At 39.6% G+C, this 25739-nt stretch carries 25 protein-coding genes and 1 other RNA gene; 15 read left to right on the top strand and 11 right to left on the bottom strand.

What is annotated here, in order from left to right; genetic code table 11:
* Nucleotides 1–162 precede the first annotated feature (162 nt).
* The 3 genes from QOL76_RS17250 to QOL76_RS17260 all read left to right on the top strand — a co-directional run bounded on the left by QOL76_RS17250 (nt 163) and on the right by QOL76_RS17260 (nt 5781).
* Entirely contained in the window at nt 163–1713 is a 1551-nt protein-coding gene (locus tag QOL76_RS17250) for a tetratricopeptide repeat protein (protein WP_283414269.1), read from the top strand.
* A gap of 192 nt (nt 1714–1905) precedes the next feature.
* Entirely contained in the window at nt 1906–2994 is a 1089-nt protein-coding gene (locus QOL76_RS17255) for a phytase (protein ID WP_283414207.1), read from the top strand.
* Nucleotides 2995–3012: 18 nt separating this feature from the next.
* A complete protein-coding gene (locus QOL76_RS17260; protein ID WP_283414208.1) occupies nt 3013–5781 on the top strand; it encodes a TonB-dependent receptor in 2769 nt (922 codons plus the stop codon).
* 415 nt (nt 5782–6196) lie between these two features.
* Here the strand turns inward: QOL76_RS17260 and QOL76_RS17265 are convergent, their stop codons facing one another.
* The 8 genes from QOL76_RS17265 to QOL76_RS17300 form a co-directional block, all read right to left on the bottom strand.
* On the bottom strand, nt 6197–7429 hold the full coding sequence (locus QOL76_RS17265) for a S8 family serine peptidase (RefSeq protein ID WP_283414209.1): 1233 nt from the start codon (nt 7427–7429) through the stop codon (nt 6197–6199).
* Between the two features lie 153 nt (nt 7430–7582).
* Nucleotides 7583–8977 (bottom strand): S41 family peptidase, encoded by a 1395-nt coding sequence (locus QOL76_RS17270; protein WP_283414210.1) that lies wholly within the window; start codon nt 8975–8977, stop codon nt 7583–7585.
* A gap of 67 nt (nt 8978–9044) precedes the next feature.
* The gene (locus QOL76_RS17275) at nt 9045–9755 is read right to left on the bottom strand and encodes a cell division ATP-binding protein FtsE (RefSeq protein ID WP_283414211.1); all 711 of its coding nucleotides are present in this window, start codon (nt 9753–9755) and stop codon (nt 9045–9047) included.
* A 2-nt stretch (nt 9756–9757) separates the two neighbouring features.
* Nucleotides 9758–9961 carry a fructose-6-phosphate aldolase gene (locus QOL76_RS17280; protein WP_283414212.1) on the bottom strand — a complete coding sequence of 68 codons (204 nt, stop codon included), beginning with the start codon at nt 9959–9961 and terminating at the stop codon, nt 9758–9760.
* Nucleotides 9962–10006: 45 nt separating this feature from the next.
* Nucleotides 10007–10666, bottom strand: a complete 660-nt coding sequence (gene fsa / locus QOL76_RS17285) for a fructose-6-phosphate aldolase (RefSeq protein WP_283414213.1) — start codon at nt 10664–10666, stop codon at nt 10007–10009.
* A gap of 188 nt (nt 10667–10854) precedes the next feature.
* Nucleotides 10855–10940, bottom strand: an RNA gene (gene ffs / locus QOL76_RS17290) — signal recognition particle sRNA small type.
* Nucleotides 10941–11059: 119 nt separating this feature from the next.
* Nucleotides 11060–11290, bottom strand: a complete 231-nt coding sequence (locus tag QOL76_RS17295; protein WP_283414214.1) for a hypothetical protein — start codon at nt 11288–11290, stop codon at nt 11060–11062.
* A gap of 26 nt (nt 11291–11316) precedes the next feature.
* Nucleotides 11317–11871: a hypothetical protein gene (locus QOL76_RS17300; protein ID WP_283414215.1), complete on the bottom strand. Its 555-nt coding sequence runs from the start codon at nt 11869–11871 to the stop codon at nt 11317–11319.
* A gap of 423 nt (nt 11872–12294) precedes the next feature.
* Here QOL76_RS17300 and QOL76_RS17305 point away from each other — a divergent pair, with 423 nt between their 5' ends.
* The 10 genes from QOL76_RS17305 (at nt 12295) to QOL76_RS17350 (ending at nt 21218) form a co-directional block, all read left to right on the top strand.
* The gene (locus tag QOL76_RS17305; RefSeq protein ID WP_283414216.1) at nt 12295–13707 is read left to right on the top strand and encodes an anthranilate synthase component I family protein; all 1413 of its coding nucleotides are present in this window, start codon (nt 12295–12297) and stop codon (nt 13705–13707) included.
* A gap of 34 nt (nt 13708–13741) precedes the next feature.
* A complete protein-coding gene (locus QOL76_RS17310) occupies nt 13742–14128 on the top strand; it encodes a four helix bundle protein (protein ID WP_283414217.1) in 387 nt (128 codons plus the stop codon).
* Nucleotides 14129–14182: 54 nt separating this feature from the next.
* Entirely contained in the window at nt 14183–14749 is a 567-nt protein-coding gene (locus QOL76_RS17315; protein ID WP_283414218.1) for an anthranilate synthase component II, read from the top strand.
* Between the two features lie 32 nt (nt 14750–14781).
* Complete coding sequence (gene trpD, locus QOL76_RS17320; protein ID WP_283414219.1) at nt 14782–15792, top strand: anthranilate phosphoribosyltransferase; 1011 nt, start codon at nt 14782–14784, stop codon at nt 15790–15792.
* 6 nt (nt 15793–15798) lie between these two features.
* Complete coding sequence (gene trpC / locus QOL76_RS17325) at nt 15799–16617, top strand: indole-3-glycerol phosphate synthase TrpC (RefSeq protein ID WP_283414220.1); 819 nt, start codon at nt 15799–15801, stop codon at nt 16615–16617.
* Nucleotides 16618–16709: 92 nt separating this feature from the next.
* Nucleotides 16710–17336, top strand: a complete 627-nt coding sequence (locus tag QOL76_RS17330) for a phosphoribosylanthranilate isomerase (RefSeq protein ID WP_283414221.1) — start codon at nt 16710–16712, stop codon at nt 17334–17336.
* Nucleotides 17337–17382: 46 nt separating this feature from the next.
* Entirely contained in the window at nt 17383–18561 is a 1179-nt protein-coding gene (trpB, locus tag QOL76_RS17335; protein WP_283414222.1) for a tryptophan synthase subunit beta, read from the top strand.
* 327 nt (nt 18562–18888) lie between these two features.
* Nucleotides 18889–19662 carry a tryptophan synthase subunit alpha gene (gene trpA / locus QOL76_RS17340; protein WP_283414223.1) on the top strand — a complete coding sequence of 258 codons (774 nt, stop codon included), beginning with the start codon at nt 18889–18891 and terminating at the stop codon, nt 19660–19662.
* Between the two features lie 38 nt (nt 19663–19700).
* Nucleotides 19701–20111: a hypothetical protein gene (locus QOL76_RS17345; protein ID WP_283414224.1), complete on the top strand. Its 411-nt coding sequence runs from the start codon at nt 19701–19703 to the stop codon at nt 20109–20111.
* Nucleotides 20112–20198: 87 nt separating this feature from the next.
* Complete coding sequence (locus tag QOL76_RS17350) at nt 20199–21218, top strand: bifunctional 3-deoxy-7-phosphoheptulonate synthase/chorismate mutase (protein ID WP_283414225.1); 1020 nt, start codon at nt 20199–20201, stop codon at nt 21216–21218.
* A 133-nt stretch (nt 21219–21351) separates the two neighbouring features.
* Here QOL76_RS17350 and QOL76_RS17355 read toward each other — a convergent pair whose 3' ends face one another.
* Nucleotides 21352–21870: a nuclear transport factor 2 family protein gene (locus QOL76_RS17355; protein WP_283414226.1), complete on the bottom strand. Its 519-nt coding sequence runs from the start codon at nt 21868–21870 to the stop codon at nt 21352–21354.
* Between the two features lie 194 nt (nt 21871–22064).
* On the opposite strand from QOL76_RS17355, the gene QOL76_RS17360 reads away from it, so the two are divergent.
* Together QOL76_RS17360 and QOL76_RS17365 are read left to right on the top strand one after the other, a co-directional pair.
* Nucleotides 22065–24011 carry a tetratricopeptide repeat protein gene (locus QOL76_RS17360; RefSeq protein WP_283414227.1) on the top strand — a complete coding sequence of 649 codons (1947 nt, stop codon included), beginning with the start codon at nt 22065–22067 and terminating at the stop codon, nt 24009–24011.
* Complete coding sequence (locus QOL76_RS17365) at nt 24008–24739, top strand: LytR/AlgR family response regulator transcription factor (RefSeq protein WP_283414228.1); 732 nt, start codon at nt 24008–24010, stop codon at nt 24737–24739. Before QOL76_RS17360 ends, QOL76_RS17365 begins: the two co-directional genes overlap by 4 nt.
* A 149-nt stretch (nt 24740–24888) precedes the next feature.
* Here QOL76_RS17365 and QOL76_RS17370 read toward each other — a convergent pair whose 3' ends face one another.
* Nucleotides 24889–25290: a nuclear transport factor 2 family protein gene (locus QOL76_RS17370; protein WP_283414229.1), complete on the bottom strand. Its 402-nt coding sequence runs from the start codon at nt 25288–25290 to the stop codon at nt 24889–24891.
* A 52-nt stretch (nt 25291–25342) separates the two neighbouring features.
* The gene (locus QOL76_RS17375) at nt 25343–25735 is read right to left on the bottom strand and encodes a RidA family protein (RefSeq protein ID WP_283414230.1); all 393 of its coding nucleotides are present in this window, start codon (nt 25733–25735) and stop codon (nt 25343–25345) included.
* Between the last annotated feature and the right edge of the window lie 4 nt (nt 25736–25739).

The following is a 25739-nucleotide window of genomic DNA, read 5'->3' on the forward strand; positions in this document are numbered from 1 at the left end:
ATGAAATTTAATTGAAAGGAAACTATTCCTTAACAGCTTTTAAGCGTCTGACGCAGATCTTTATAGGTTATGAAAGGTCTCAAACGAATATGCTTTTTAGCATCAATTTTTTCGTGTTTTTGCGTTACAATTTCTTTGGCGCAAAGCCATCAATCATTGGCTGTGCAACTTGATTCAGCATGGCTTATCTCTAAAAGTGCCCCCGAATCCGCATTTGCGGCTGCATCTGGATTGTTAGGAAAAAGCCGAACCAATAAAGTTGACTCGTTGACCGGTAGAGTCCAGCTTTTGAGGGGTAAAATACTTTTTCAATTTGGAATGTTTCAGGAAGCTACCGAAGCCTTGTATGAAGCTGAGCACATATTTAGGGAAACCCGCAAAATGAAGTACCTGGCTCAGGTAAATAATTTACTGGGCGAAGTTTATTATAAAATCAAGAATTCAGAAAGCGCCCTGCTACGTCATGAACAGGCACTGAAGATCTATCAACAAATCAATGATGATGCTGGAGAAGCCGAGACTAAAAGTTACATAGGTGGGATGTTTGAGAAAATCGGGGCCTACCCAAAAGCCTTGGAGTATCAAAGGGAGTCACTTCAGCAGTTCGAGACTTTAGGAATGAGATCCGAGATAGCGTTTGTTAGGGAAAATATCGGGAGCATCTACGAAGACCTTGAAAAGTACGATTCTGCCAAATTCAATTTTGAACAGGCGTTTTTATTGAATTCAGAATTGGGTGATAGTCTTCGGGTGATAGGAAACCTAAATAATCTAGGGGATGTGTTTCGCAAAACTAGAGAGGCGTCAAAAAGTTTGGCGTTTTCCAAAAGAGCTGCGGAAATGAGCCAAAGGTTAGGGGTGCTTACCTTGCAAAAATCAGCTGTGGTAGATATTTCCAAGGCATATGCCGAAATGGAGGATTACGAAAGCGCCTTCAAATACCTAGAGCAAAGCCGACAATTGAGCGATATGGTTTTTTCGGAAGAGTCTACACGTCAGCTGGCAATTCAGGAGGCTCAGTATAATCTGTTCACCAAAAACCAGCAAATCAAGGAGCTGGAGCAAACAAAGAATTTTGATGCAAAAGTAAAATGGTTACTCCTGTTTTTAGTGAGTCTTTTGTGTGTATTAGGTTGGGTGATTTTCAATCGACAAAAGCTAAAAATTAGGAGCAATAGAGAATTGTTGCAGCGGCAAGAAGAGATTTTGAAGGTAAAGGAGCAATTGATCACTACAGAGAAAGAAAATCTGAAGCTGCTGGAATTGAAAATGGAGGCTGAGGATAAAGCTCACTCAAAATCTCTAACGGCTCAGACGCTACATGTCATAGACAAGAACCAAATGCTGGAAGACATTCAGGCAAAACTGAAAAGTATTTTAGAAGAAGATTCTAAAGAGCAAAAGAAAAGGATTCGTAATTTGATTAAGCAGATAGATTTTAATTTTTCGCATGACTCAGATTGGGATGATTTCAAGCAGACTTTTGAAAGAGTACATCAGGATTTTTTCAAAAACATACAAACTAGATCTGGAGGGCTGACTCCAGCAGAGATGAAACTTGCCAGTCTGATGCGTCTGAATCTAAACTCTAAAGAGATTGCTTCTTCGCTCGGGATTTCTATGGATAGTTTACGGATTTCGCGCTATCGACTACGTAAAAAATTGAACCTAAAAAAGGAGGATAGTTTACAGCAATTTCTTCTTTGTATATGATTTACAATTTGTTAATCTGTTTTTAACACAGTGTAATATTCTGTTTTTGAAATAGTTAAGTCTGATTTTAGAAATTCTGTTTAGGTTTTGTTAACGGTCACTTTCCTCATTGTTGCTCATTTGATAACAGTCATTTCTAGTCTGAAGGTACAGTCCGAGCTAACATTGTAGCATCAAAACCATTTAAAAATTATGACAAGAAACAGACTACTTTATGGCTTGTCCGCCCTAGGGATTTTTGCGAGTTCCTGCAGCGAGCCCGACCAACAAAAAGAAGAACAAACCGAGCAGCAAATTTTGGTGAAGCCAATTTATACTACTGACTCGGTGGTCCATGATACCGATGATCCAGCTATTTGGGTGAATCCTTCCGATCCAAGCAAAAGCCTAATCATCGGAACAGATAAAGATGCCGAGGGAGCTTTGTATGTATTCGATCTGAAAGGAAATACAATAGATTCCCTGATTGTCCGAGATATTCAGCGTCCAAACAATGTGGATATAGGCTACGGATTGGATCTAGGAGATCGAACGGTTGACTTTGCAGTTACTGGAGAGCGAATGACCTCCAAATTAAGGTTTTTCAGCCTTCCGGATATGAAGGAAATAAATGTTGGAGGAATAGAAGTATATGAAGGGGAATCCGGCCCTGATTTCAGAGATCTGATGGGAGTTGCTCTTTTTCAAGACAAAACCACCGGAAAGAATTATGTGATCGCTGGTAGAAAAAATGGCCCTACAGATGGGACTTATTTGTGGCAATATGAGATTCTCGGAAAGGATGGTCAAATCAATCTTAATCTTGTTCGGAAGTTTGGCTCATACTCTGGTAAAAAAGAAATCGAAGCCATAGCAGTAGATGCTGAATTGGGATATATCTATTATTCCGACGAAGGAGTTGGGGTGAAAAAGTACTATGCTGATCCTGAGAAGGGGAATGAAGAACTGGCATTTTTTGCACAGGAAGGGTTTTCTGACGACCACGAGGGAATCTCTATTTACAAACTGGATGATGCCACCGGGTACATTTTAGTTTCAGATCAGGGGTCAAATCTTTTCCACGTTTTCCCACGAGAAGGATCTGCTTCCAATCCACATGAGCATAGTTTAATTACCAAAATCGCCACAAGTACAATATCCAGTGATGGATCTGAATCCATCAGTTTGGCTTTGGGACCTGATTTTCCTCATGGACTTTTTGTAGCCATGTCTGATGATAAAACCTTCCAGATCTATCGCTGGGAAGATATGGCCGGTGACATTCTAAAATCAAAAAATTAATCATTCAACCTCATAGTTATGAAAAACAAATTACTAAGAGCGATTACCTTGATCGCGGCTTTTTGCCTGAGCCATCAGATGCTAGCTCAGGGTGTTTTAAGAGGTAGGGTTATCGATGCACAGAACCTATCTATGCCAGGTGCAAATGTTATTTTGAAGGGCACTACAATCGGTACTATTACCAATCAAACTGGAGATTTTTCTATTGTTGATCTTCCGGCTGGAACTTATGAAGTAGAAGTTTCATACTTGGGCTATGGGTCTTTACTCCATGATACGGAGGTAGAAAATGGTCAAACCACTATTCTGAACTTCAAATTGGATGAAACTACGATAGAAAGCCTGGAATTTGTGGTGATGGGAGATCGGCTTAAAGGGCAAGCTAAAGCGCTCAATCAACAGAAGAACAATGCGAATATCACCAATGTGGTATCCTCTGATCAAATTGGTCGGTTTCCTGATGCCAATATTGGAGATGCACTGAAAAGAATTCCTGGTATCACCATGCAAAATGATCAGGGTGAAGCAAGGAATATCATTATCCGAGGTCTTGCGCCTCAGCTTAATTCTGTGACTTTGAACGGGGAAAGATTGCCATCTGCAGAAGGGGATAACAGAAATGTACAAATGGATTTGATTCCATCAGACATGATCCAGACCATTGAAGTGAACAAAGCTGTCTTACCAAGTATGGATGCTGATGCAATTGGAGGCTCAGTTAACTTAGTAACCCGACAAGCTCCAAATTCCCTGCGTATATCTGGAACTGCAGCATCGGGCGTCAATTTACTTTCTAATAAACCAATCTGGACTGGAGGTTTGATTATTGGCAACAGATTCTTTAATGATAAACTGGGAGCCATTTTTTCAGGTTCTTACAATAATCATCGATTTGGCTCAGACAATATCGAGGCAGTATGGAAAGAGTACGATAATGGGGTCGCCTTGGAAGAATTTGATATTAGAGAGTATAGAGTGCAGCGTGTGCGTAGATCTGCTTCAGTTGCTTTCGATTATGAGATCAATGACAATCATACACTTTTCCTTTCCGGAATGTATAATCACCGGGATGACTGGGAAAATAGATTCAGAATGAGAGTTAGCCAGTTGGATGATTCATTTGATGAGGGTGATTTTACTGAGGTCAGTTCCGGGAATTACCTCACGAAAGGCCGCGTAGAATACGAGACCAAAGGTGGTTTGGATAGCGATAGAAATAAAGCGGCTAGACTGGAAGATCAGCGAGTATATAACACGACACTGGGCGGTAGTCATATATTCAACAAACTGAAAATGGATTGGTCAGCAACTTATGCGAAGGCATCCGAAGAAAGACCATTTGAGCGCTATACTTCCTATAGATCTTCAGGGCAAGATGTCACTGTAGATGTATCTAACCCGGAGAAACCGTACGCATACCTAACTGATCCAGCTGATAATCTTAGGATTGGGTTTAATGGGCTCTCAGAGCAATATGGGTATACATCTGACCGCGACTTGAATGCAAAATTGGATTTCAAACTTCCTTATAGTCCTAAGGGTATCCTTCAATTTGGTTTGAGGTACAGAGGAAAAAATAAGGAGCGGGAAAACAACTTCTACGAATACGAACCTTTGGATGAGGAAGCTTTCGGAGAAACAATAGCAGACGTTCCAAATGATAATTACTCAGATCCTAATTTCCTAGTAGGTTCACAATACCAAGTAGGCACATTTATGACGCCGGAGTATTTGGGTGGTTTGGATTTCAAAAACTCGGGTTTATTTGAAGAAAGTGATATTCCGGAAGAGTATGCGCCAGGAAATTACAATGCCAAGGAAACCATTACAGGAGGATATGTGATGGCAGATCATCAGTTTTCAGAAAAATTCTCAGCGATAGCTGGTGTGCGACTAGAGCATACAGCAATTGACTACGTCGGGAATATTTTTGATATAGATAACGAAGAGATTTCATCTGCAGAAGGCGAGCAAAGCTACACCAACTTTATGCCTGGAGTACATTTGAAATACAATATGAATTCAAACTCAGTCCTAAGATTTGCTTGGACAAATACCATTGCAAGGCCAAATTATTTTGACTTGGTTCCTTATGCTGAGTTTAGTCCTGAAGATGAGGAGCTTGCTCGTGGCAACCCAAATTTGAGACCAGCAACTGCAATGAATTTTGATTTGATGGGGGAGCAGTACTTTGATAACGTAGGGTTATTTTCATTGGGCGGGTTTTATAAGGATGTTGATGATTTCGTCTACACGATCACCTCTCAAGGATATAGTGATCCACAGTTTGGTTCCGATCTTCAATATTCCCGCCCCGAAAATGGGGGCACTGCAAAAATTTATGGACTGGAAGCTTCTATACAGCGTCAGTTATGGAAAGGATTCGGAATTTACCTAAACTATACTTACACCAAGTCATCTACAACTGGTATTGAAGGCAGAGACAATGATGATATTGAATTACCAGGTACAGCGGACAACATGTTCAACGCTTCTTTATCTTTTGAGAACAGAAAGTTTGTAGCACGTGTATCTTTAAACTTTGCTTCTGATTATTTGGATGAGTTGGGCGGAGAAGCTTTCGAAGATCGTTACTATGACCAGCAGACATTTTTGGATGTAAATGCCTCCTATGCTATCACGCCAAAGTGGAGGGTGTTTTTCGAAGGAAATAACTTGACTAATCAGCCATTGAGATATTATCAGGGAATCAAATCGAGAACAATGCAGGCAGAATATTACAATGCGCGATTGAACTTTGGTTTGAAATTCGATTTGTTCGAATAGCAACAAGTTTAGCGTAAAAAAAGGCTACCAATTTTAATTGGTAGCCTTTTTCGGTTTTATGTGGGACTGATACTTACCGTTATAAAAACAAATAATATGCGAGAAAGGTCGTCAGTAATGAAATCCCGAAACTCATCAATAGGATCTTAGAATAATTTGTTACCCATTGACCTTTTTTTGTGTTTCCTTCTACTATAAGTTGCCGGTTTGGCCTTACAACTTCTTGAATTAGTGCTAAGCACCCTAGAAAGTAAATAGATAGTATAAGGGCGAAACTTGCTGCGATTTCCATGATTGTTAATTTGAACTCCAAATTTAACAGCAATTCAAACCAATGCTTTTGAAAAAGAGAAACTTAACAATTTGATAATGAGCAAAAAAAAGGTGATTCATTTGAATCACCTTTTTTAAGTTATTATTTTATTGCTATTACATCTGCAGGTCCAGATGGATCATTTATTGCGTTTCCTCCGTCTCTTGGGGTGCCATAAAGTAATAATCCACAGACGTGCGGAGAGGCCATGGAAGTACCATTATAACTTGCGTATCCGCCAGGAACGGTAGATAAAACACCTACGCCAGGCGCCGCAAAATCAATAGGCGGATTGCCAAAGTTAGAGAAAGATGCAAATCTGTCGTTGTTATCAATGGCAGAAACGGTAAAGATATTGTCACCATTTACTCTGGCCGGAGATGAATTATTAGCATTGGTACTTTCATTGCCAGCAGCAAGTGCTACTTTTACTCCAGCATTACCAAGTGCGATTACAGCAGCATCAAGTGCTGCCGATGTTGGGCCTCCAAGACTCATGTTTGCAACATCTCCAGATGCAGCATTTGCCTTCACAAAATCAACCCCTGCGATCACACCAGAATAAGATCCGGAACCTCTAGAGTCCAGTACTTTTACGGGTACAACTTTTACTCCAGCAGCTACACCGACAACGCCAATTTCGTTATCTATTGCTCCAATGGTCCCTGCTACGTGTGTTCCATGACCATTTCCATCACTTGAAAGATTGGAATCCTTTCCTTTGGTGAATGCATTAAATCCCAAATTTACGTCCACATTCAAATCGGGATGCGAAGCGTCAATTCCAGAATCAATGACATAAGCTTTATTACTTCCCACATAGGTTGCTCCTCCGCCTACTCTTGCTATACCATAGGGGATTTCCTGTGAAGAAGTTCCTCCCCCTCCTCCTCCACCATTACCTGGTCCTTTGCCTGGGGGTGGGGCTAATGCGATCACACGATCTTGTTCAATAGCTTTTACTGATGGATCTTTGGAGATTGCTTGATATTGCTCATCCGTCAATGAAACCGCAAAACCTTCAATACTGCTACCGTATACATATCCTAGATTTTCTTGATCGATTCTATATTTTGCCAAAAGATCAGAACCGGTTTTTCTCATAGAAGCTTGGACTGCAGAGTAGGACAGGTCTTTTCTGAAACTAATCCCTGTAGGCATTAACGTAACAATGTATTTCCCAGGAATGACATCACCCGACTGATATTTCACGAATTCTATTGAATCTCCGGTGATAGGAGACTCTGCTTCTTGCTGGCAAGAGAAAGCAAGGGCGCCAATGAGGATTCCTGCATATAGTGCAGGTTTTTTCCATAGTTGTTTTTGGTTGATCATAATATGAAGTGGTTAATTTGTTTAATAAACTAACTCTTTGATAGGTACTTAGAGCAGTTTGTCCATATAATGTCTGGAAATTATATGAATTAACCAATTCTGGATGCGCAGGTAAAGGCAAAAAAAAAGCCCCGAATTTTCGGGGCTAAGAACTTATTTTTTGATTGGGGATTCTATCATTTGTCCCATCCGGGTTTTTCCCTCCAAGGTATTTGCGAGTTCTATTCGATCCAATTTGGTAACTCTGGCTGATGATGGCACTCCAGTGATTTGCTCAATTGCTGTTCTGAACATGATTTCATTTATATCTCCCAATTCTCTTAGACGCTCAGTGTTTTCATTGATAGCTATATTGGGAGTGAACCCTGAGGTGTAATCAGATTGATCTAAGCTATTAAAACTTTGAGTAACTATAGGTAGAAGGCCATAAGAGTTTTCTGGGTTCTCCTCGTCTTCTATGGCGATAGACCCTACATTTTTACCGTAGGTGACACCCCCTATTAAAAAAACTTCCATGTAAGGTTTCAGACCATTAATTATTAATTCAGAGGCTGAAGCTGTTCCACTAGAAGTCAATACGTAGATTCTATTTCCAGACAGCGTGTTCCCTATATTTTGTGATTTTTCTAGGAAGGTTCTCTGCACATTACTCAAAGATGGAATATTTGTCATTATATATTGATTGTATTTCGTCTTCGAGAAGATGTCAGAACTTGTCACTCCGGGACCAATGAGGCTGGCTAAATTAACAGCAGAAGAAACATACCCTCCACCATTATAGCGTAAATCTAAAACCAAGTTATTGATGTTTGCTGCTTTCATTTTGGCAAAAACAGCATCCATTTCCTTGTCGTATTTGATAGAATCCGCTGAAGTACCAGGTGCAAAGAAATTATACACCACATAACCAATTTTCTGATTGTTAATTGTATAAACAGAATCTAGAAAATTCGGGTCTTCAGAGAATTGTATGGGAGTGAGGGAAATATCTGGCATTTCTTCATAGGCAGAAGTTTCCTCGTTAAATCGTAGTGTAGTGATTGTATGTGTTTGTTCTGCCTGTCCACGAAGTTCGCTGAAGTTACTCCTAGTTAATCCAATACCATTGATAGCTATAATTACATCACCTCTTTTTAGATCTTTTGATGAGGTAGGACTATTTTTCTTGGTATAGATGACTTCTCCATAAACATCATCAGAGTCGGGTAGACCATACCATTTAGCTTCGTAGCCAGGGTCAAGAGAAATGCCCTGGAGGGAATTGATCAATTCTTGGTAGTCTGGATAAATAACTGAGAAACGATCTGTAGGTGTGTATAGTAATGAATTGAAATAGGCTGTAGGATCAGAAGTCTCCGCAATTGGAGTCTTCATATTGAGCCTCCAATAATACACCTCATCCATCACATCAAATATCCAATTGTTGATTTCTTCTTCAAGCGTTAACTCAGAATCTACGACAGGATCTTTGTCATCATCTTTACAGCTCCAAAGCAGTCCACTGAGGATAATCAATAGTAAAGATCTTGAGAATAGGGAAGATTTCATATCTGGGATGTTAGGGTGAATATAAACGCTGCAATTAGCATAATCGTTTGATATTTAACTCGAAATATCAAAAAGAGGAACCAAAAGAAACATCGTGTGTCTGACTATCCTGCAGTTCTCCTTTCTCACATTTCAAAACTCGATATGGATACTTACGAAGTAAATCATAATTATGGGTTGCCATTAAGATTGCAGTTCCTTTTTTATTTATTTCCTGGAAAAGCTTGAAAATACCATCGGCAACATCCGGGTCAAGATTTCCAGTAGGTTCATCTGCTAGTAAGATTGAAGGCTCATTAAGCAAAGCCCTTGCTATAACTACTCGTTGTTGTTCTCCGCCTGAAAGTTGATGAGGCATTTTGCTGGAGGCGTTATTTAATCCAACTAACAGCAGAACTTCAGCCATACGGGCATTTATTTTTGCTTTGTCTTTCCAGCCTGTAGCTCTCATCACAAACGCTAAATTTTCCGCGACTGATCGATCGTTGAAGAGTTGGAAATCTTGGAAAATTATACCGATTTTTCTTCTTAGAAAGGGGATTTCCTTGGTTTTAATATTTTTCAGATTAAAACCTGCTACCTCAGCAGTTCCACTTTTCAACTCCAAATCGGCATAAAGTGTTTTAAGCAAGGAGCTTTTTCCACTCCCCGTTCTACCGATTAGAAACACAAATTCGTGCTGCTCGACAGAGAAGTTTACATCTGTAAGGATAGGGTCAATTCCTTGAAAGATTGTTGCTTGATTTACCTGAAGTACAGGTTGTGTACTGAAATCCATTCTTATAGTTCTAGTTTTTGCAATTTTCCAAAAGGAAGATCCTTTATTAACGCTTCTAATTCATCTTCCTTTCCTTCTAAGCCAAATTTCTCCACTTTTTTCAATGGCCTATCTGCCCTGAAATAGGCTACTAATACAAAGTTTTCGTCTCTGATCTGTATATAGTCAGGGATTTTCGCTTTGCCTTTTACTTTGATGATATACATAGGGGAAATTGAAAAAAAGACCGGCAAATGCCGGCCTTTTACTTATTATTTGCCAGCTGCTTTGGCATGATCTGCCAAAAACGTTGCCAAACCTGAATCTGTCAAGGGGTGATTTAATAAGCTGGTGATTACTTTCAATGGGCAAGTAACTACATCTGCGCCAACTTCAGCACACTTCAGTAAGTGCATGCTGTGTCTAACGGATGCGGCTAGAACTTCAGTTTCGAAGCCGTAGTTACCATAGATATGTACGATCTGGGCGATTAATTCCATTCCATCAAAAGAAATGTCATCCAATCTTCCGATAAAAGGAGATACATAAGATGCTCCAGCTTTAGCGGCAAGTAGTGCTTGGCCTGCAGAGAATATCAAGGTACAGTTGGTACGGATACCTTCACTTTGGAAATATTTAAGTGCTTTTAAGCCATCCTTGATCATTGGGATTTTCACGACGATTTTATCATCGATCTTAGCAAGCTCTTTTCCTTCTTTTACCATACCTTCGAAATCTGTGGAGATTACTTCAGCACTAACTTTATCATCTACGATATCACAGATCGCTTTGTAGTGAGCTCTTACTTTTTCATCTCCGCTGATGCCTTCTTTGGCCATCAAGGAAGGGTTGGTAGTTACGCCATCTAAAACACCTAGGTCATAAGCTTCGCGAATGTCACTAAGATTGGCTGTGTCAATAAAGAATTTCATGTTTAAATTGTTTAATAGGTATTGAAACCTCTTTTCTTAAGCTTTGTTATTCTTGTCTTAAATAAAAAACAGGGTATAAGCCATGTAGAAGGATGATTCCAAATGGATTTGATTGTAAGAAACAAAGTTAGAAGATTAATCAAGATTTGGAACCTGATTGGAGACCCCGAGAAAAAAATAGGGCAAAAAAAGAAGCGGCATCGCACCGCTCAACCACCTACCCTTGCTTCCTTCCGGACCTGGGGGATTCAGCAGGAGCTGGTCGTGCCGCCGGTGCAAAAGTAAGGAGAATATTAATCTTTACAATAATCTTACTTAGGATTACCGAATCGATCGCTTTTAGCGCTGACTGTGAGGGGGATTAATTTCAAATTATAGATTTGAGATTTGAAATTACTTCGTCTTAGCGAAGTGCATCTGGAATTCCAACACATTGCAGTGGATAAATTCGTCCTCTGCTAGGTCTTCAAAAATCTCCTCATCAAAGGTCATTTCTGTCTTTTCTATTTTTCCATCTGGATGCACTATTAGTTCAATCCCTGTGAACGTCTCAGGTTCAACTTGTACCAAAACTTGGTAATCGTCAAAAACTCGCTTGAAATACTGTGGAAATGCTTTTGCCATAATGTTAGAGCGTTTGTTTCGCGAAATTACTCATTCGGTCCAATTGGGTAATAACTTGAGTAATAAATCATCACATCTGAGGGATTGCTTTGGGTTATTTTTATCCTTTCAAAAACATAAAATGCCTGAGCCAAAAAATCTTTTTCATTTAAAGGCTTTACTGGGCTGATTGCGTGGTTTTCTACCTTGAAAAGTATGCCGTTTGGGCCTATTATCTCATATCCGTTTGTATGTCGCTTCCTTTTTACTTTGTAGACTTCTCCATCTACAAATTCAAATCGGGCACTACCCCAGAAGTAACTTCCCTTTCCTCTGGCAATTTGTAGATTGGTTTTAGGTTCTACAATTCGCGCTTTCTTTATTTGATTATCGTCGTGGTTGAAAAACAAATGGAATGTTCTTCCTTCAAAATCAAGGTCAGCGTAACGATATCCCCTATCAATTTCCATTTTAGCTTCTTCTCCTGAATCAGCTTTAAAATTTACTTGATGCATGGGAGCAGTCCATTCTGCTGCGTTTTGTGCCTTTGCAATTCCCTGAATCACAAAAATAAGAATTAGGATGGATAGGGTGTTTTTCATTTCAGTAGCGGTTATTCCCTAGTCGTCAACGTTTTAAGATTGTTTTAGTTTCAGATTCTAGCCACTATGAATCCCATTTGCTTAAGTTTTTGAATTAGTATCTGTAAATTTTTGATAAAAAAGATGTGCAGATGCTTTGTCCTTAACAATCCCTTTCTAAATTTGCTCCCATTCTTATGAAAACAATCGCAAACAAATATTGGTGGTGGCATTCTTACTCTTTCCAAAAGGAAGTTTAGAAAGCCCCTGCATTTAATTTTGCGTTACGACATTATATAAAAGGCTTACTGGATTTCCGGTAAGCCTTTTTTCATGAAATCGAGCTACACTAAAAAGTCATATACTAACATGATTATAATCGCTGCGAGATTCCATATGGCAGTTAAAAGCCAAATTATAATCATATGAAAAAATAACCACGAAATGACTCATATTAAACTACCTATTTTAACTACTTACAGAAAGCGCCTAGCGGACACAATCACCCCTGTGAGTATTTATCTGCAGATTCGGGATCGTTTTGCAAATCCTATTCTGCTCGAGAGTTCAGATTATCATGGTCAGGAAAATAGTTATTCTTATATCTGTTTTAACCCTTTGGCAACTTTCAGTTTCAATGCTGGAGAAGTGAAAGAAACCTTACCATTGGGGCATTCTGTATCCTATAAAGTGAGTTCGGATCAGAAACTGATGGAGAGCCTTAGAGCTTTTGGGAACAAGTTTGATACGGGGCAGGATAATTTTAAATTTAGCTCGAATGGACTTTTTGGATACATCCAATACGATTCAGTAGCCTATTTCGAAGATATCAATCTGCAGAATACAAAGGCATCTGAGGTGCCGATGATGCAATATTCAGTTTATCAGAATATCATCGTGGTAGATCATTATAAAAATGAGCTTCACTTATTAGAGCATAGAGTGGCAGGTGCGGAGAATCCGGAATTAACGGATGAGATCGAAAGGTTGCTTTCAAACAAAAATATTCCAAGCTACTCGTTTAAGAGAGTAGGAGAAGAAACCTCAAACTACACTGATGAGGAGTTCTTAAAGATTTTGAACCAAGGAAGAGAGCATTGCTTTAAAGGCGATGTGTTCCAGATTGTACTTTCCAGAAGGTTTTCCACTGCCTTCAAAGGTGACGAATTCAATGTATATCGTGCCCTTAGATCTGTCAATCCTTCACCTTATTTATTTTATTTTGATTACGGTTCTTTCAAGGTTTTTGGAAGTTCTCCAGAAGCTCAAATCGTAGTGAAAGATAAACGGGCTACCATTTATCCAATAGCGGGTACATTCCGTCGTACAGGAAATGATCAGGAAGATGCAGTTTTGGCCCGCAAACTTTATGATGATCCAAAAGAGAATTCAGAACATGTGATGCTTGTGGATTTGGCGAGAAATGACCTCAGTAGATCCTCTGAGAAAGTTACCGTGGATGTCTTTAAAGAGATTCAATACTATTCACATGTGATTCACTTAGTATCTAAAGTGACGGGAGAATTACCAGAAGGAACAAATCCACTTCAGTTGGTAGCTGATACCTTTCCTGCAGGTACACTTTCTGGAGCTCCTAAATATAGAGCGATGGAGCTGATAGACGAGTTGGAGAATGTTTCTAGAACGTTCTATGGTGGGGCGATTGGCTACTTAGGGTTCAATGGTGACTTCAATCACGCGATTTTGATCCGATCCTTTGTCTCCGAAAACAATCAGCTCAGATTCCAGGCTGGTGCGGGTGTAGTCGCCAAATCAACTATCCCATCTGAATTGCAAGAAGTGGCAAATAAACTGGAAGCGCTGCGAGTGGCTTTAAGAGCGGCGGAAGGAATTTAATTGGAAAATTGCAAGATTTTAAAATTGAAAAATTATGGCAAAATACGAGCGATTTGAAGATTTACCAGTTTGGCAGCATGCTATCAGAATAGGTGTGGGAATATATCAATTAGTGGAATCTGAAAAATTAGCTAAAGACTATCGTGCCAAAGATCAATTAATAGGATCTGCAATTTCGATTTCAAATAATATAGCAGAGGGCTTTGAATATAATAGGAATCGTCAGTTTATCCGATACTTAGAAATATCCAAGGGATCTGCTGGTGAGCTTCGAAGCCAGCTTTTCTTGCTTCTTTCAGTTGGCAAAATAGATAAAGGAGCTTACCAAGAATACTACTTAGACTTAGTTGAGCTATCCAGTGAATTAAAAGGTTTAATCAAATACCTAAATGAATTTGAAGATAAAAAAAAGAAAAGTTGATGACTCTGGTGAATCTTCCAATTTTTCAATCTTCCAATCTTTCAATTAATTAAAATGAAAATACTCGTCCTAGATAACTACGATTCCTTCACCTACAACTTGGTATATATCGTCCGCCAACTTGGTTATGGGGCAGATATGGATGTGTTCCGAAATGATAAAATCAGCTTGGAGGATGTCTCTCAATACGATAAAATAATTCTCTCTCCTGGACCTGGAGTACCTGAAGATGCTGGAATAATGCCTGAGCTTTTGAAGAAATATGCTTCCACTAAATCAATATTGGGAGTTTGTCTTGGGCATCAAGCAATCGGTGAAGCCTTTGGTGGAGATTTAATTAACTTATCAGAAGTTCTTCATGGGGTGGCTTCTATTGTAAAAGTGGAAGATGACTTGCTTTTCAAGGGCGTTCCCGATACATTTAGTATTGGTAGGTATCACTCCTGGGTCGTTAATGAAATCACCCTTTCATCAGACTTGGAAGTGATTGCCCGTACACCCGACAATCAAATCATGGCTTTGAGGCACAAGAAGTATGATGTCCGGGGCGTACAATTTCATCCAGAGAGTATTCTTACTGAAAACGGAGTGCAGATTCTCAAAAACTGGTTGGAGAATTAAGAATCAAACCACCCACCTACTCCCTAAATATTATGAAAGAAATATTAAATCATCTCATCGAACATCGCACATTGACGCGGGAAGATGCACGTGAGGTATTGAAAAACATTACTGCTGGTACTTATAATCAAAGCCAAATAGCGGCCTTTATGACCGTATATATGATGAGAAGTATCACTGTAGAGGAACTTTCGGGATTTAGACAAGCTATGCTAGAGCGTTGCATTCCTGTCGAAATCACTGAATATGACGCAATGGATCTTTGTGGTACAGGAGGTGATGGAAAGGATACATTTAATATTTCTACTTTATCTTCTTTCATAGTCGCTGGAGCTGGTCAGAATGTAGCCAAGCACGGTAATACTGGGGTTTCTTCCATTTGCGGGTCATCTAATCTACTAGCGTATTTTGGGTATGAATTTACCAACGACATCGATAAAATCCGACAAAGTTTGGATGAGGTAGGGATTTGCTTTTTGCATGCACCACTATTTCACCCTGCAATGAAGCATGTAGGGCCAATCAGAAAAGATCTTGGCGTAAAGACCTTCTTCAATATGCTTGGCCCAATGGTGAACCCGAGTTTTCCGAATAAACAATTGGTGGGTGTGTTTAGTCTGGAGTTAGCCAGGCTTTATGGTTATTTGTATCAGGAAATGAACGGTAGATTCTCCATCCTACATGCTTTGGATGGTTACGATGAGATTTCCTTGACTGGGGATTTCAAAATGATTTCAAACGAAGGCGAAAAGGTATTGAAGCCTGAAAATCTAGGGCTTTCACAACTTAATGCTGAATCAATCAAAGGAGGAGGTACCATTCAGGAATCTGCCAGAATTTTTGAAGCAATACTTAAAGGTAAAGGAACAAAGAGTCAAAATGCTGTGGTATTGGCGAACTCAGCTGCGGCATTGGTCACTGCCGAAGAAGGATTGTCCTTCCCTGATGCTGTGGCAAAAGCCGAAGATGTGCTGCTTTCTGGCAAGGCTTTAGCCGTTTTTGAAGGCCTCGTTAATCCCAAAACTTCAGTTTCATTAGCTTAAAATTGTATGAATATTTTAGATAAAATTATTGCTCAAAAACACGTAGAAGTAGCAGAAAAGAAAAGTTTGGTGCCTGCAAAGATGCTTGAAAAAAGTGTCTTTTTTGACGGTCAAGTGGTATCCATGAAAAAGTATGTGTGTGATCCTGAGAAGTCTGGAATCATTTCTGAATTCAAAAGAAAGTCACCTTCCAAAGGTTTGATCAATGGCTCTGCTTCAGTAGAAGCAGTAAGTATAGGATACATGCAGGCAGGGGCCTCGGCTTTATCGATTTTGACGGATACTGACTTCTTTGGTGGCAGTAATACCGATCTGAAGGAAGCCCGTAAATTCAATTTCTGCCCGATTCTTCGAAAGGACTTTGTGGTGGATGAATATCAGATTCTAGAAGCAAAGTCTATAGGCGCGGATTGTATTTTGCTAATTGCAGCGGCTTTGGAGCCCGCTAGATTGAAGGAATTAGCAGCTTTCGCAAAAAGTTTGGGACTTGAAATCCTAATGGAAGTGCATGATGGGGAAGAACTGGAAAGAAGCCTTTGTGATGAATTAGACTTGGTTGGCGTGAACAATAGGAATCTGAAAACATTTGATGTGTCATTACAAACCTCTTTGGATTTGGTTGACAAAATACCAGGTGATTTCGTGAAGATTTCTGAAAGTGGAATTTCTGATCCTGCTACACTGATCACGTTAAAAAAAGCTGGTTTTGATGGATTTCTTATAGGAGAAAACTTTATGAAATCGAGCAGACCTGAACAGGCAGCTTACAATTTCATCAAAGAATACAAGAAGCTTTCGGCTAAAGAATCAACCGTAAGTATCTGATGAAATCGAGCATGACTCAAAGAATCTCAAACCGCGGTAATTATCACACATGCGAGATTCCATATGGCCTATAAAAATCAAATTATAATCCTATGAAAATCAAGGTCTGTGGGATGCGGGATCCTGAAAATGTCCAACGTCTAATTCAAGAAGTTAAACCTGATTGGATTGGGTTGATATTCTATTCCCAATCTTCGAGATATGTTTCAGCTGATTTTGCAGAGTCATTCCCAGAGACTGGTATTCCGAAAGTTGGGGTCTTTGTTAATGAGACTATTGAGTTTGTTTTATCCAAAGTTGATGAGTTTAACCTATCTGTAATCCAATTGCACGGAAACGAAAGTCCAGAATATGTCCGTGAACTGAAGTTGATAACCGGTAAAAAACTTTGGAAAGTCGTTTCAGTTGGAGATTCGATTGACTGGGAAACATTAAGAAATTATGTGGGTTTAGTTGAAAACTTCCTCTTTGATACAGCCACACCAAAACATGGGGGTTCAGGGAAAAGATTCAATTGGCAAATACTGGAAAGCTATCCCTTTGAAAAGGGATTCCTGCTTAGCGGAGGACTGGATGAAGGGAGCGCTTCTGAAATTCTTTCCCTTGCAGAGAAAATGCCTCAGATGGTAGGGGTTGATTTGAATTCCAAATTTGAGGATGCTCCAGGATTAAAGAATATAGAGAAACTGAAGAGTTTTAAAAATAAAATTAGACCATAGTTGGTAGTCCATGGTCCATGGTCTATCAGCCATCAACTATAGAATTATGATCAAAGTAGATGAAAAGGGTTTTTACGGCAAATTTGGTGGAGCTTATATCCCCGAAATGTTGCACCCAAACGTGGAAGAACTGAAAGAAAACTACGAGTCAATCATGGCTTCGCAGGAGTTTCAGGGAGAATTCAGAGGATTGCTGAAAGATTATGTTGGCAGGCCCACACCTTTGTATTTTGCTTCTAGACTTTCAGAAAAGTATGGGGCAAAAGTATATCTAAAGCGGGAAGACCTTTGTCATACTGGAGCGCATAAAGTCAACAATACCATAGGTCAGATCATCTTGGCAAAGAAGCTTGGGAAAAAGCGAATCATCGCAGAAACCGGAGCTGGTCAGCATGGCGTGGCAACAGCGACGGTTTGTGCGCTGATGGGGATGGAGTGTACCATTTACATGGGCGAAATAGATATCGCACGTCAGCATCCAAACGTGGAGCGGATGAAGATTTTGGGAGCTACAGTAGTACCTGCGACTTCGGGTTCGAAAACACTCAAAGACGCGACAAACGAAGCCATGCGAGCTTGGATCAATAATCCAGTGGATACGCATTACATCATAGGATCGGTAGTAGGACCGCACCCCTATCCAGAGATGGTGGCCAGATTTCAATCAGTGATTTCAGAGGAAATCAAATGGCAGCTCAAAGAGAAAGAAGGTTCGGAAAATCCGGATATCGTGATTGCCTGTGTGGGAGGAGGATCAAATGCTGCTGGTGCTTTTTACCACTATTATAATACCCCGCAAGTTCGCTTAGTTGCAGCGGAAGCTGCTGGTCTGGGCGTTTTGTCCGGGAAATCAGCCGCAACTACTGTTCTTGGAACTCCAGGTGTTTTGCATGGATCAAAGACGATTTTGATGCAGACAGAGGACGGGCAAGTTGTAGAGCCACATTCTATTTCTGCTGGATTGGATTATCCTGGAATCGGTCCTGTTCATGCTCATTTATTTGATGTAGGAAGAGGTGAATTCGTAGCAGTGGAGGATAAAGATGCAATGGCTGCAGGAATTGAGTTAAGTAGATTGGAAGGGATAATCCCAGCAATCGAATCTGCTCATGCGATACATGCATTAAACTTGATTGAATATTCCAAAGATGATGTGATTGTGATCAACTTGTCAGGAAGAGGCGATAAGGATCTGGACACGTATATTAAATGGGGGCAGTATTGATTTGGGATATATGATATCGGATTTACGAGGACATTTTGAACTTCAATCGTCATCGTATAATTCATGCTTTTCCTAAACAAAATAATAGTGAATGAAGAATGTTGAAGGCTGAATAATGAAGTGACCGAAACCTGAGACGAACCTTTCACTATTAACCTTAAAAGGGGTTAACCATGATTAGCCATGGGGGCAACCCATGAGAAAGAAATTTTATAATTGAATACCAACCCTGAAAGGGTTGAACTAAAATAGTTGATGCTGGAATGGGAAAAAGTCTCAATTTTAAAGAGGCGCTCGTAAATCCAATATCCTAAATCGTAAATGCAAATGAACCGAATACATAAATTCTTTGAAACCAAAAAGGAGCGCGTCCTCTCAATCTACTTCACTGCAGGTTTTCCGGCATTGGAAGATACGATGCCGATCATGGAGGCTGCCCAGGCTGGAGGAGCTGATATTATTGAGATTGGCGTGCCGTATTCAGACCCAGTGGCGGATGGACCAACTATTCAGGATAGCAATATGATTGCGCTGGAAAACGGGATTTCATTGAAAAAGATCTTTGAGCAACTGAGAGGTTTTCGTGCCAAAATCCATATTCCAGTAGTGATGATGGGCTATCTCAATCCAATTATGCAGTACGGAATGGAGGCTTTCTGCCAAAAGTGCAAAGAAGTCGGAGTGGATGGTTTGATTTTGCCTGACCTACCTATGCAGCAATATTTGGATGATTATAAGCAGTTGTTTGAGCAGTATGGCTTGGTCAATACCTTTCTTATTTCACCTCAAACCAGCGAAAAGCGAATTAGAGAGATAGACGAAAATACCTCTGGCTTTATCTACATGGTTTCTTCACATAGCATCACAGGTGCGAAGGCAGGAATCACCGAGGAGCAGATTGCATATTTCGAGCGGGTAAAAGCTATGAATCTTAAGAATCCTAGATTAATTGGATTTGGGATTTCAGATTCGGAAACATTTACCACCGCTTCCAATTATAGTAATGGGGCCATTATAGGTTCGGCTTTCATCAAGACAATAAAAGATTCGAAAAATCTGAGTGAAGATATCCAGAATTACATTCAATCAGTGGTGAATTGATAATGTATCGTTACAGAAATTTAAATTCTCATCGCCTTATGAAATTCTATATTCTGATTATTTTCTTTGTTTTTACGCTTTTGTCATTCTCCCAACAAGCTTTTTCTCAGACGGATCCTGAGAAAATAGTTGTGGAATTTTTTAATGCCTACGAAAAATCTCCTAATGAAGCCTTGCTTGCATTGTTTGAGGATAACCCATGGCTAACTCAAAATCCAGGAGCATTGGATCAGGTGAAAGTTCAGCTACAAGGAGCCTTAGGAATAATTGGTGATTATCGAGGGTATGAAAAAATATCACAAATGGAAAGAGGGGAGAGCCTAATAAAACTTGTCTATTTTGCTAAATATGATAGACAACCACTAAGGTTCATCTTTTTATTTTACAAAGCAGATGATAAGTGGATGATTCAAAACTTTCTATTTGATGATAAATTCTGGGAGGATTGAAACATAAATACCCATATAAATAACTTCGCCAACAAATTTCAATTGAAGACATCCTCGTAAATCGTATTTCATAAATCGTACTTAATAATGATTATTCAACTTCAACCCGATATTTCCGATAGCCAAAAAGATAAATTGATCAATGTGGTCAATGGAATCGGCTATAAGACCACAGAAGTCAAAACACAATTAGGAGACTACCTAATCGGTATTGGTAAAAAGGAATTTGATATCCGTAAAATCGGCCAGATGGACGGAATCATCGACATTCATATCGTCTCTGACGAGTATAAGTTGGTGTCCAAAAAGTGGAAAGCTAAGCCAACTTCTGTTGATTTGGGTGATGGTGTATTCATCAAAGAAGGGGAAATGGCGGTGATCACTGGGCCATGCTCCATCGAAACGGAAGAGCAAATCCGTGCCGTAGTGGCCCACTGCGTGGAAAATGACATAAAGATGATGCGCGGCGGGGTCTTCAAACCTAGAAGTAGCCCTTATGCTTTCCGTGGTTTGGGTTTGGAAGGACTAAAACTTTGGCATCAAATTGCCAGTGAAGCAGGGATAAAGATTGTCACCGAAGTGATGCAAACTTCCCAGATCGAAGAAATGTATCCTTACGTGGATGTGTATCAGGTAGGAGCTAGAAATTCCCAGAATTTTAACCTTCTCGATGAACTCGGGAAAGTAGATAAGGCAGTGATGATCAAGCGTGGTATCTCAGGTACAATCGAAGAGCTTTTGCAGTCTGCTGAGTATGTGTTTTCAGGAGGAAATGAGAAACTGATTTTATGTGAAAGAGGGATCAGAACCTATGAAAGAGCTTCCAGAAATACATTGGACCTAAATGCTATTCCGATTTTGAAAGCTAAATCACACTTGCCAGTTATTGTAGATCCTTCGCACGGAATAGGGATTCGTGCCTATGTGCCTCAGATGGCATTGGCGGGAGTGATGTCCGGAGCTGACGGAATAATCTATGAATCTCATGAAGTTCCTGAGAAAGCCTACTCAGATGGACAGCAGACCTTGGATTTTGCTCAAAGTGCAAGACTCGCAAGCTGGATCAGGGAAAGTTTCGCGATGCGAAAACGATTTGATTTGTTATAAAGAAGCTCAAAAGCCAGTGGTGACACTGGCTTTTTTTATAGCTTTTTGAAAAGTAAAGGATTGATTCCAAGAGGATAGCTCTGCTTATTCAATGAGCCACCTCCTGGAAATTAAAAAAATGCGTTAAGTGGTTTTATTCAGGGGTCTCCATAGCCGCCATTTCCTCTGCTTCTTTTTGCAGTTCCATCAAAGTCATTTGAACTGCAGTATTATTCCAGTATCCGTGCGCTTTTACAATTTTTCCATCTACAAATTGGTAGGTAAGGTGTACTGGAATTACAAAATCTTCTCCAGTTGCGGCAAGAGTTCCTTTCCATGTGCCCCAGAAATTCACCCAAGTTTCACCTTCGTCAGTTACCACCATTTCATATTCATCATTTTCCCGATCGAAAGTGTAAGTGGAAAATGGCTCTACAGAGAGTTTTTGGCTAGCAATTGTTTCCGCGACAGTTGCTGGATTTTCTTCTGTTGCGTTAAAAAAGATCGCGGCATTTTCTGCATAATTACTTGCATAATTGTCCCAATCACCATTGACATAATTAGTAATTGCAGATTTGACGGTTTCGATCTCAGCAGATTGCTGAGTATACCTTGTTTGAGTAGTGCATGCCATCGTCAAGAGAAACAGCATAGCAATAATTAAATTTTTCATGTGACTTGATTTTTAGAGTTCGTGAGTCAATAAATAGGTTTACTGGAAGAGAAGTTGGATTTTTTTAAGTCAAAGGAAAAACGATCTAGTATGAACGTAGCTCGTTTGTTCCCCAACTGCATTAAATATTTGCCAAAGCTTATTTTATATACAAAAAACTGATTTTCAAATGAATCAATTTCTTACATTTAAAGATGAAGAATTTTTTTTCAGTAGCTTTTTTATTGATTTCATTCGCGGGATTTGCTCAAATCGAAGTGAAAAATGGATTATTCCTTTACAATGAGGTTTTTGTAATATCGGATGATTTTCAAGAAGATTATTTGAATAAAATGGAGGCTGCGGTGTTTGAAATGCCAAAAGATTCCCCTTTAAGATTGCAGGTGATAAATGATCTTGGCTATTATTATCATACACGAAACCTGAAAATTGCTCTGGAGTATATTGAAATGGGTTTACAGGAAGCCAGAGACAAAAATGAATCGTATTGGGAAGGAAAATTATTGGTATCCCAAGGCGCTGTTTTGCTGAGAATGGAGGAATTGGATTTGGCTGAAAAGGCGTTAACAGACGCTATTACCAAAATCCCAGAAAGTGAAGGCTGGTTACTGTATACCAATTTAGGATATGTCTATGAGCGAAAGGGATTGCTGGGTGAGGCGTTTACCTATGCATCCAAAACTCTTGAGCTAGGAGAAAAGTATGAAGATAGCAAAGCGATTGCTATGGCATATTCCGATATGAGTAATCTTTTTTGGAAGCAAGGGAAGTTTGATGCTGCGCTGAATTACGGTTTAAAATCCCTTGAAATATTTGAAAAAAGAGGTCTTGATGATCTTGATTATGATTTCACCCTACATTTATTAGGGCAATACATGGTTGATTTAAATAGACCGGAAGAAGCAGTTACCTATTTTCAGCAATCAATTGATTTAGGAGAACGTTACGGTTTTTATAATAATCTCAGCGACACATTTATTGCTTTGGCCAATCTCCATTCTCAAAAGGGAGCCTATAAAGAAGCACTGGATTCTGGCAAGGAGGCTCTTCGCTATGCTGAGCTACTGCAAAACGAATTTATGATTATGCGTTCCTATATGGCGCTAGGAAAAGTAAGTAATGCGTCCGGATATTTTATTCAAGCAGCGGACTATTTAGAGACCAGTATCATTGAAGCCACTGAAAACTTTGGGGATAAATTTTACTTGAGTTTGGTCTACGAGGAATTGAGTAAAGCCTATGAAGGTGCTGAATCATTTCAAAAAGCGCTGATTGCTTCGAGGAAATCAGATGAACTTCGAAATGATGTTTTCACTGTAGAGGCGGAGGAAAAAATATCACTACTCCAGACCCAGATGGACGTTGCTCAAAAGGAAAATACCATAATGCTACAAGAAGCAGCATTGAGTAGACAACGCATTTTGCAGGTATTTTACCTTACCCTCGCAGGCGTATTGGTAGTGATCTTATTTCTTCTTTATCGAGTGTTCCTTCGGAAAAAGAAATACAGCGTACTATTGGAGAAGAAGAACAAGGAGAAAGAGTTTTTGCTCAAAGAAATTCATCACCGGGTCAAAAACAATCTGGAAACTATTTCAAGCCTACTTACCCTCCAGATCGCCAAAATTGATGATCCGAAATTTAAGCAAGTGATGGAGGAAACTTATACCCGAGTGCAAAGTATGGGTATGATTCATTTAAGTCTTTATAAAGAGGGTGACCTAAAACAGGTGGAGATGAAAGCATTTTTTGAAGCCTTGGGGAGATTCATTTTGGATACTTTTGATGCAGAGAATAGAATTGATTTTTCAGCAGAAATGCCAGTCTTAGAACTCGATGTGGATGTGGCTATCCCAATTGGTTTGATAGTGAATGAATTGATCTCCAATTCCCTGAAGTATGCTTTCCCCAACCAAGAGTCTGGTAAGATTTCAGTAAGTCTATTTGAAAGGGAGGGAAACCTTATCTTGAAGGTTTCTGATAATGGAATTGGGATACAGGATAATCCTACTGCCCAGGGTACAGGTTTTGGAAGAGAGCTGATCAGTTTGCTTACTCGCCAGTTAGATGGAAGGATGACCTTAATTAATGATTCAGGAACGGAGTTTTCTTTTGAATTTTTACTAAACAATGCAGCATGAGTGCAACTCGAATTTTGATTGTAGAAGATGATATGATTATAGCTGCGAATATCAGTTTGCAGTTAACCAATCTAGGTTATGAAGTCACTGGGATAGAAACAAAGGGAGAAGAAGCCATCCATCACGCACTGGAGACTAAGCCGGACATTATTTTGATGGATATTCAATTGAAAGGAAAAGCTACAGGGATAGACGTCGCCCACGCAATCCATAAATTTTTGGATATTCCCTTGATTTTTCTAACGGCAAATGAAGATGATGCTACCTTTCAAAAAGCAAAAGAGACCCATCCCTTTGCCTTTATTTCCAAACCATTTTCCAAGCAAAATCTAGAAAGGACAATTGCATTAGTAGAGGAAAGAATTAAAAAAAATCCAGCAGATATTTCTTCCATGGATACTTCTGTAGAAGCTCAGGAAGACAGGATTTTTATCAGGAGCCAAAATAAATTGATAAAGGTAATGCTGGACGAAATTCTGTGGGTGGAGGCTGAAAGGAATTATTGTAAAATTATTACCACGCAGCAATCCTATACCATCGTCAGTCCTTTAAATAAGCTTTGCGAAAAAATAGATCAAAAGCGCTTTGTAAGAATCCACAGATCCTTCATGGTCAATTTCTCCAAATTGGAGGCCGTAGCCGATTCTCATGTAGAGTTTAAGGATAAACTCATTCCCATTGGAAAACAGTACAAGGACGAGCTGTATAAGCTCATGAATAAGGTGTAGAGATTCTTGAATCACTAAATTTTCATAGTAGTTTATTGATAAACAGGTTGTTCTGGGGTGTTTACGTTTAAAGCCTACAACTGTGAAAGAATCCCAATGAGCTCAGAATTGGAATTCCTATTCCGTGCTCATTGGGGAATAGAGATTATTTACTTCGTATTTGCCTCGTGTAATTTTTTGGTGTCCACATACTGTTGGAAAGCCACGATTTTTCCATCTTTTAGTGTCCATAAATGTGCTACTTGGGCATTGTAAGTCTTCCCTTCTTTGTATTTGGCGTCATAGCGTAAGGTGGCCAAAACTTTATCGTTGAGCATCTCGTGCAACTCGATGTCTTTCAGATTAAAATATTCATGCTCCTGCATTATCCTACCAAAAACGCCGTTCAGTACCGCGTCAGGTCCTATGTAGGGATTGCCATCAGCATAGGCATTGCCTTCTGCTTCGTTCCAAGCTATGTTTGAATCCATACTTCCCAGGACAGTCGGGATGTCTCCGACTGCAAATGCTTGGTAAAGTCCATCTATGATAGACATGTTTGTAGTTGCCATATTTCTATTCTTTTAGTGGGTTTATTTAATTATTTATGATTTCTGAAATGCATCATTTATGTACTTCCAATTCAATCTCAATCAGAAATTCGGGTAATGCCAGACCTTTAACCTCCAGCCATGTACCTGTAGGGAAGTGCTGTGTGTAAATGCTGTTTCTATAAGCAGCATTTTCTAAAAATCCAGGCATGTCTGTGGTAAATACATTCTCTGCAACCACATCTTCAAAGGTGCAGTCATAATGAGCTAATACTTTTTCCAGATCACTGTAGCAGTTTTTCATTTGCTGAAGAAGATCACCAACTGCTGTTGGCGTACCTTCCTCATCCATGCTGACTGCACCGGAAACTTTGATACTATGTCCAATCTTGACAGCATGGCTGTAGCCATATGCTTTTTCCACCTCAGGTCTGAGGCAGAAATACTCTGGTTTTTCTGATTTCATGGTT

The sequence above is a fragment of the Algoriphagus winogradskyi genome, from assembly GCF_900182815.1.
Classification (GTDB): Bacteria; Bacteroidota; Bacteroidia; order Cytophagales; family Cyclobacteriaceae; genus Algoriphagus; species Algoriphagus winogradskyi.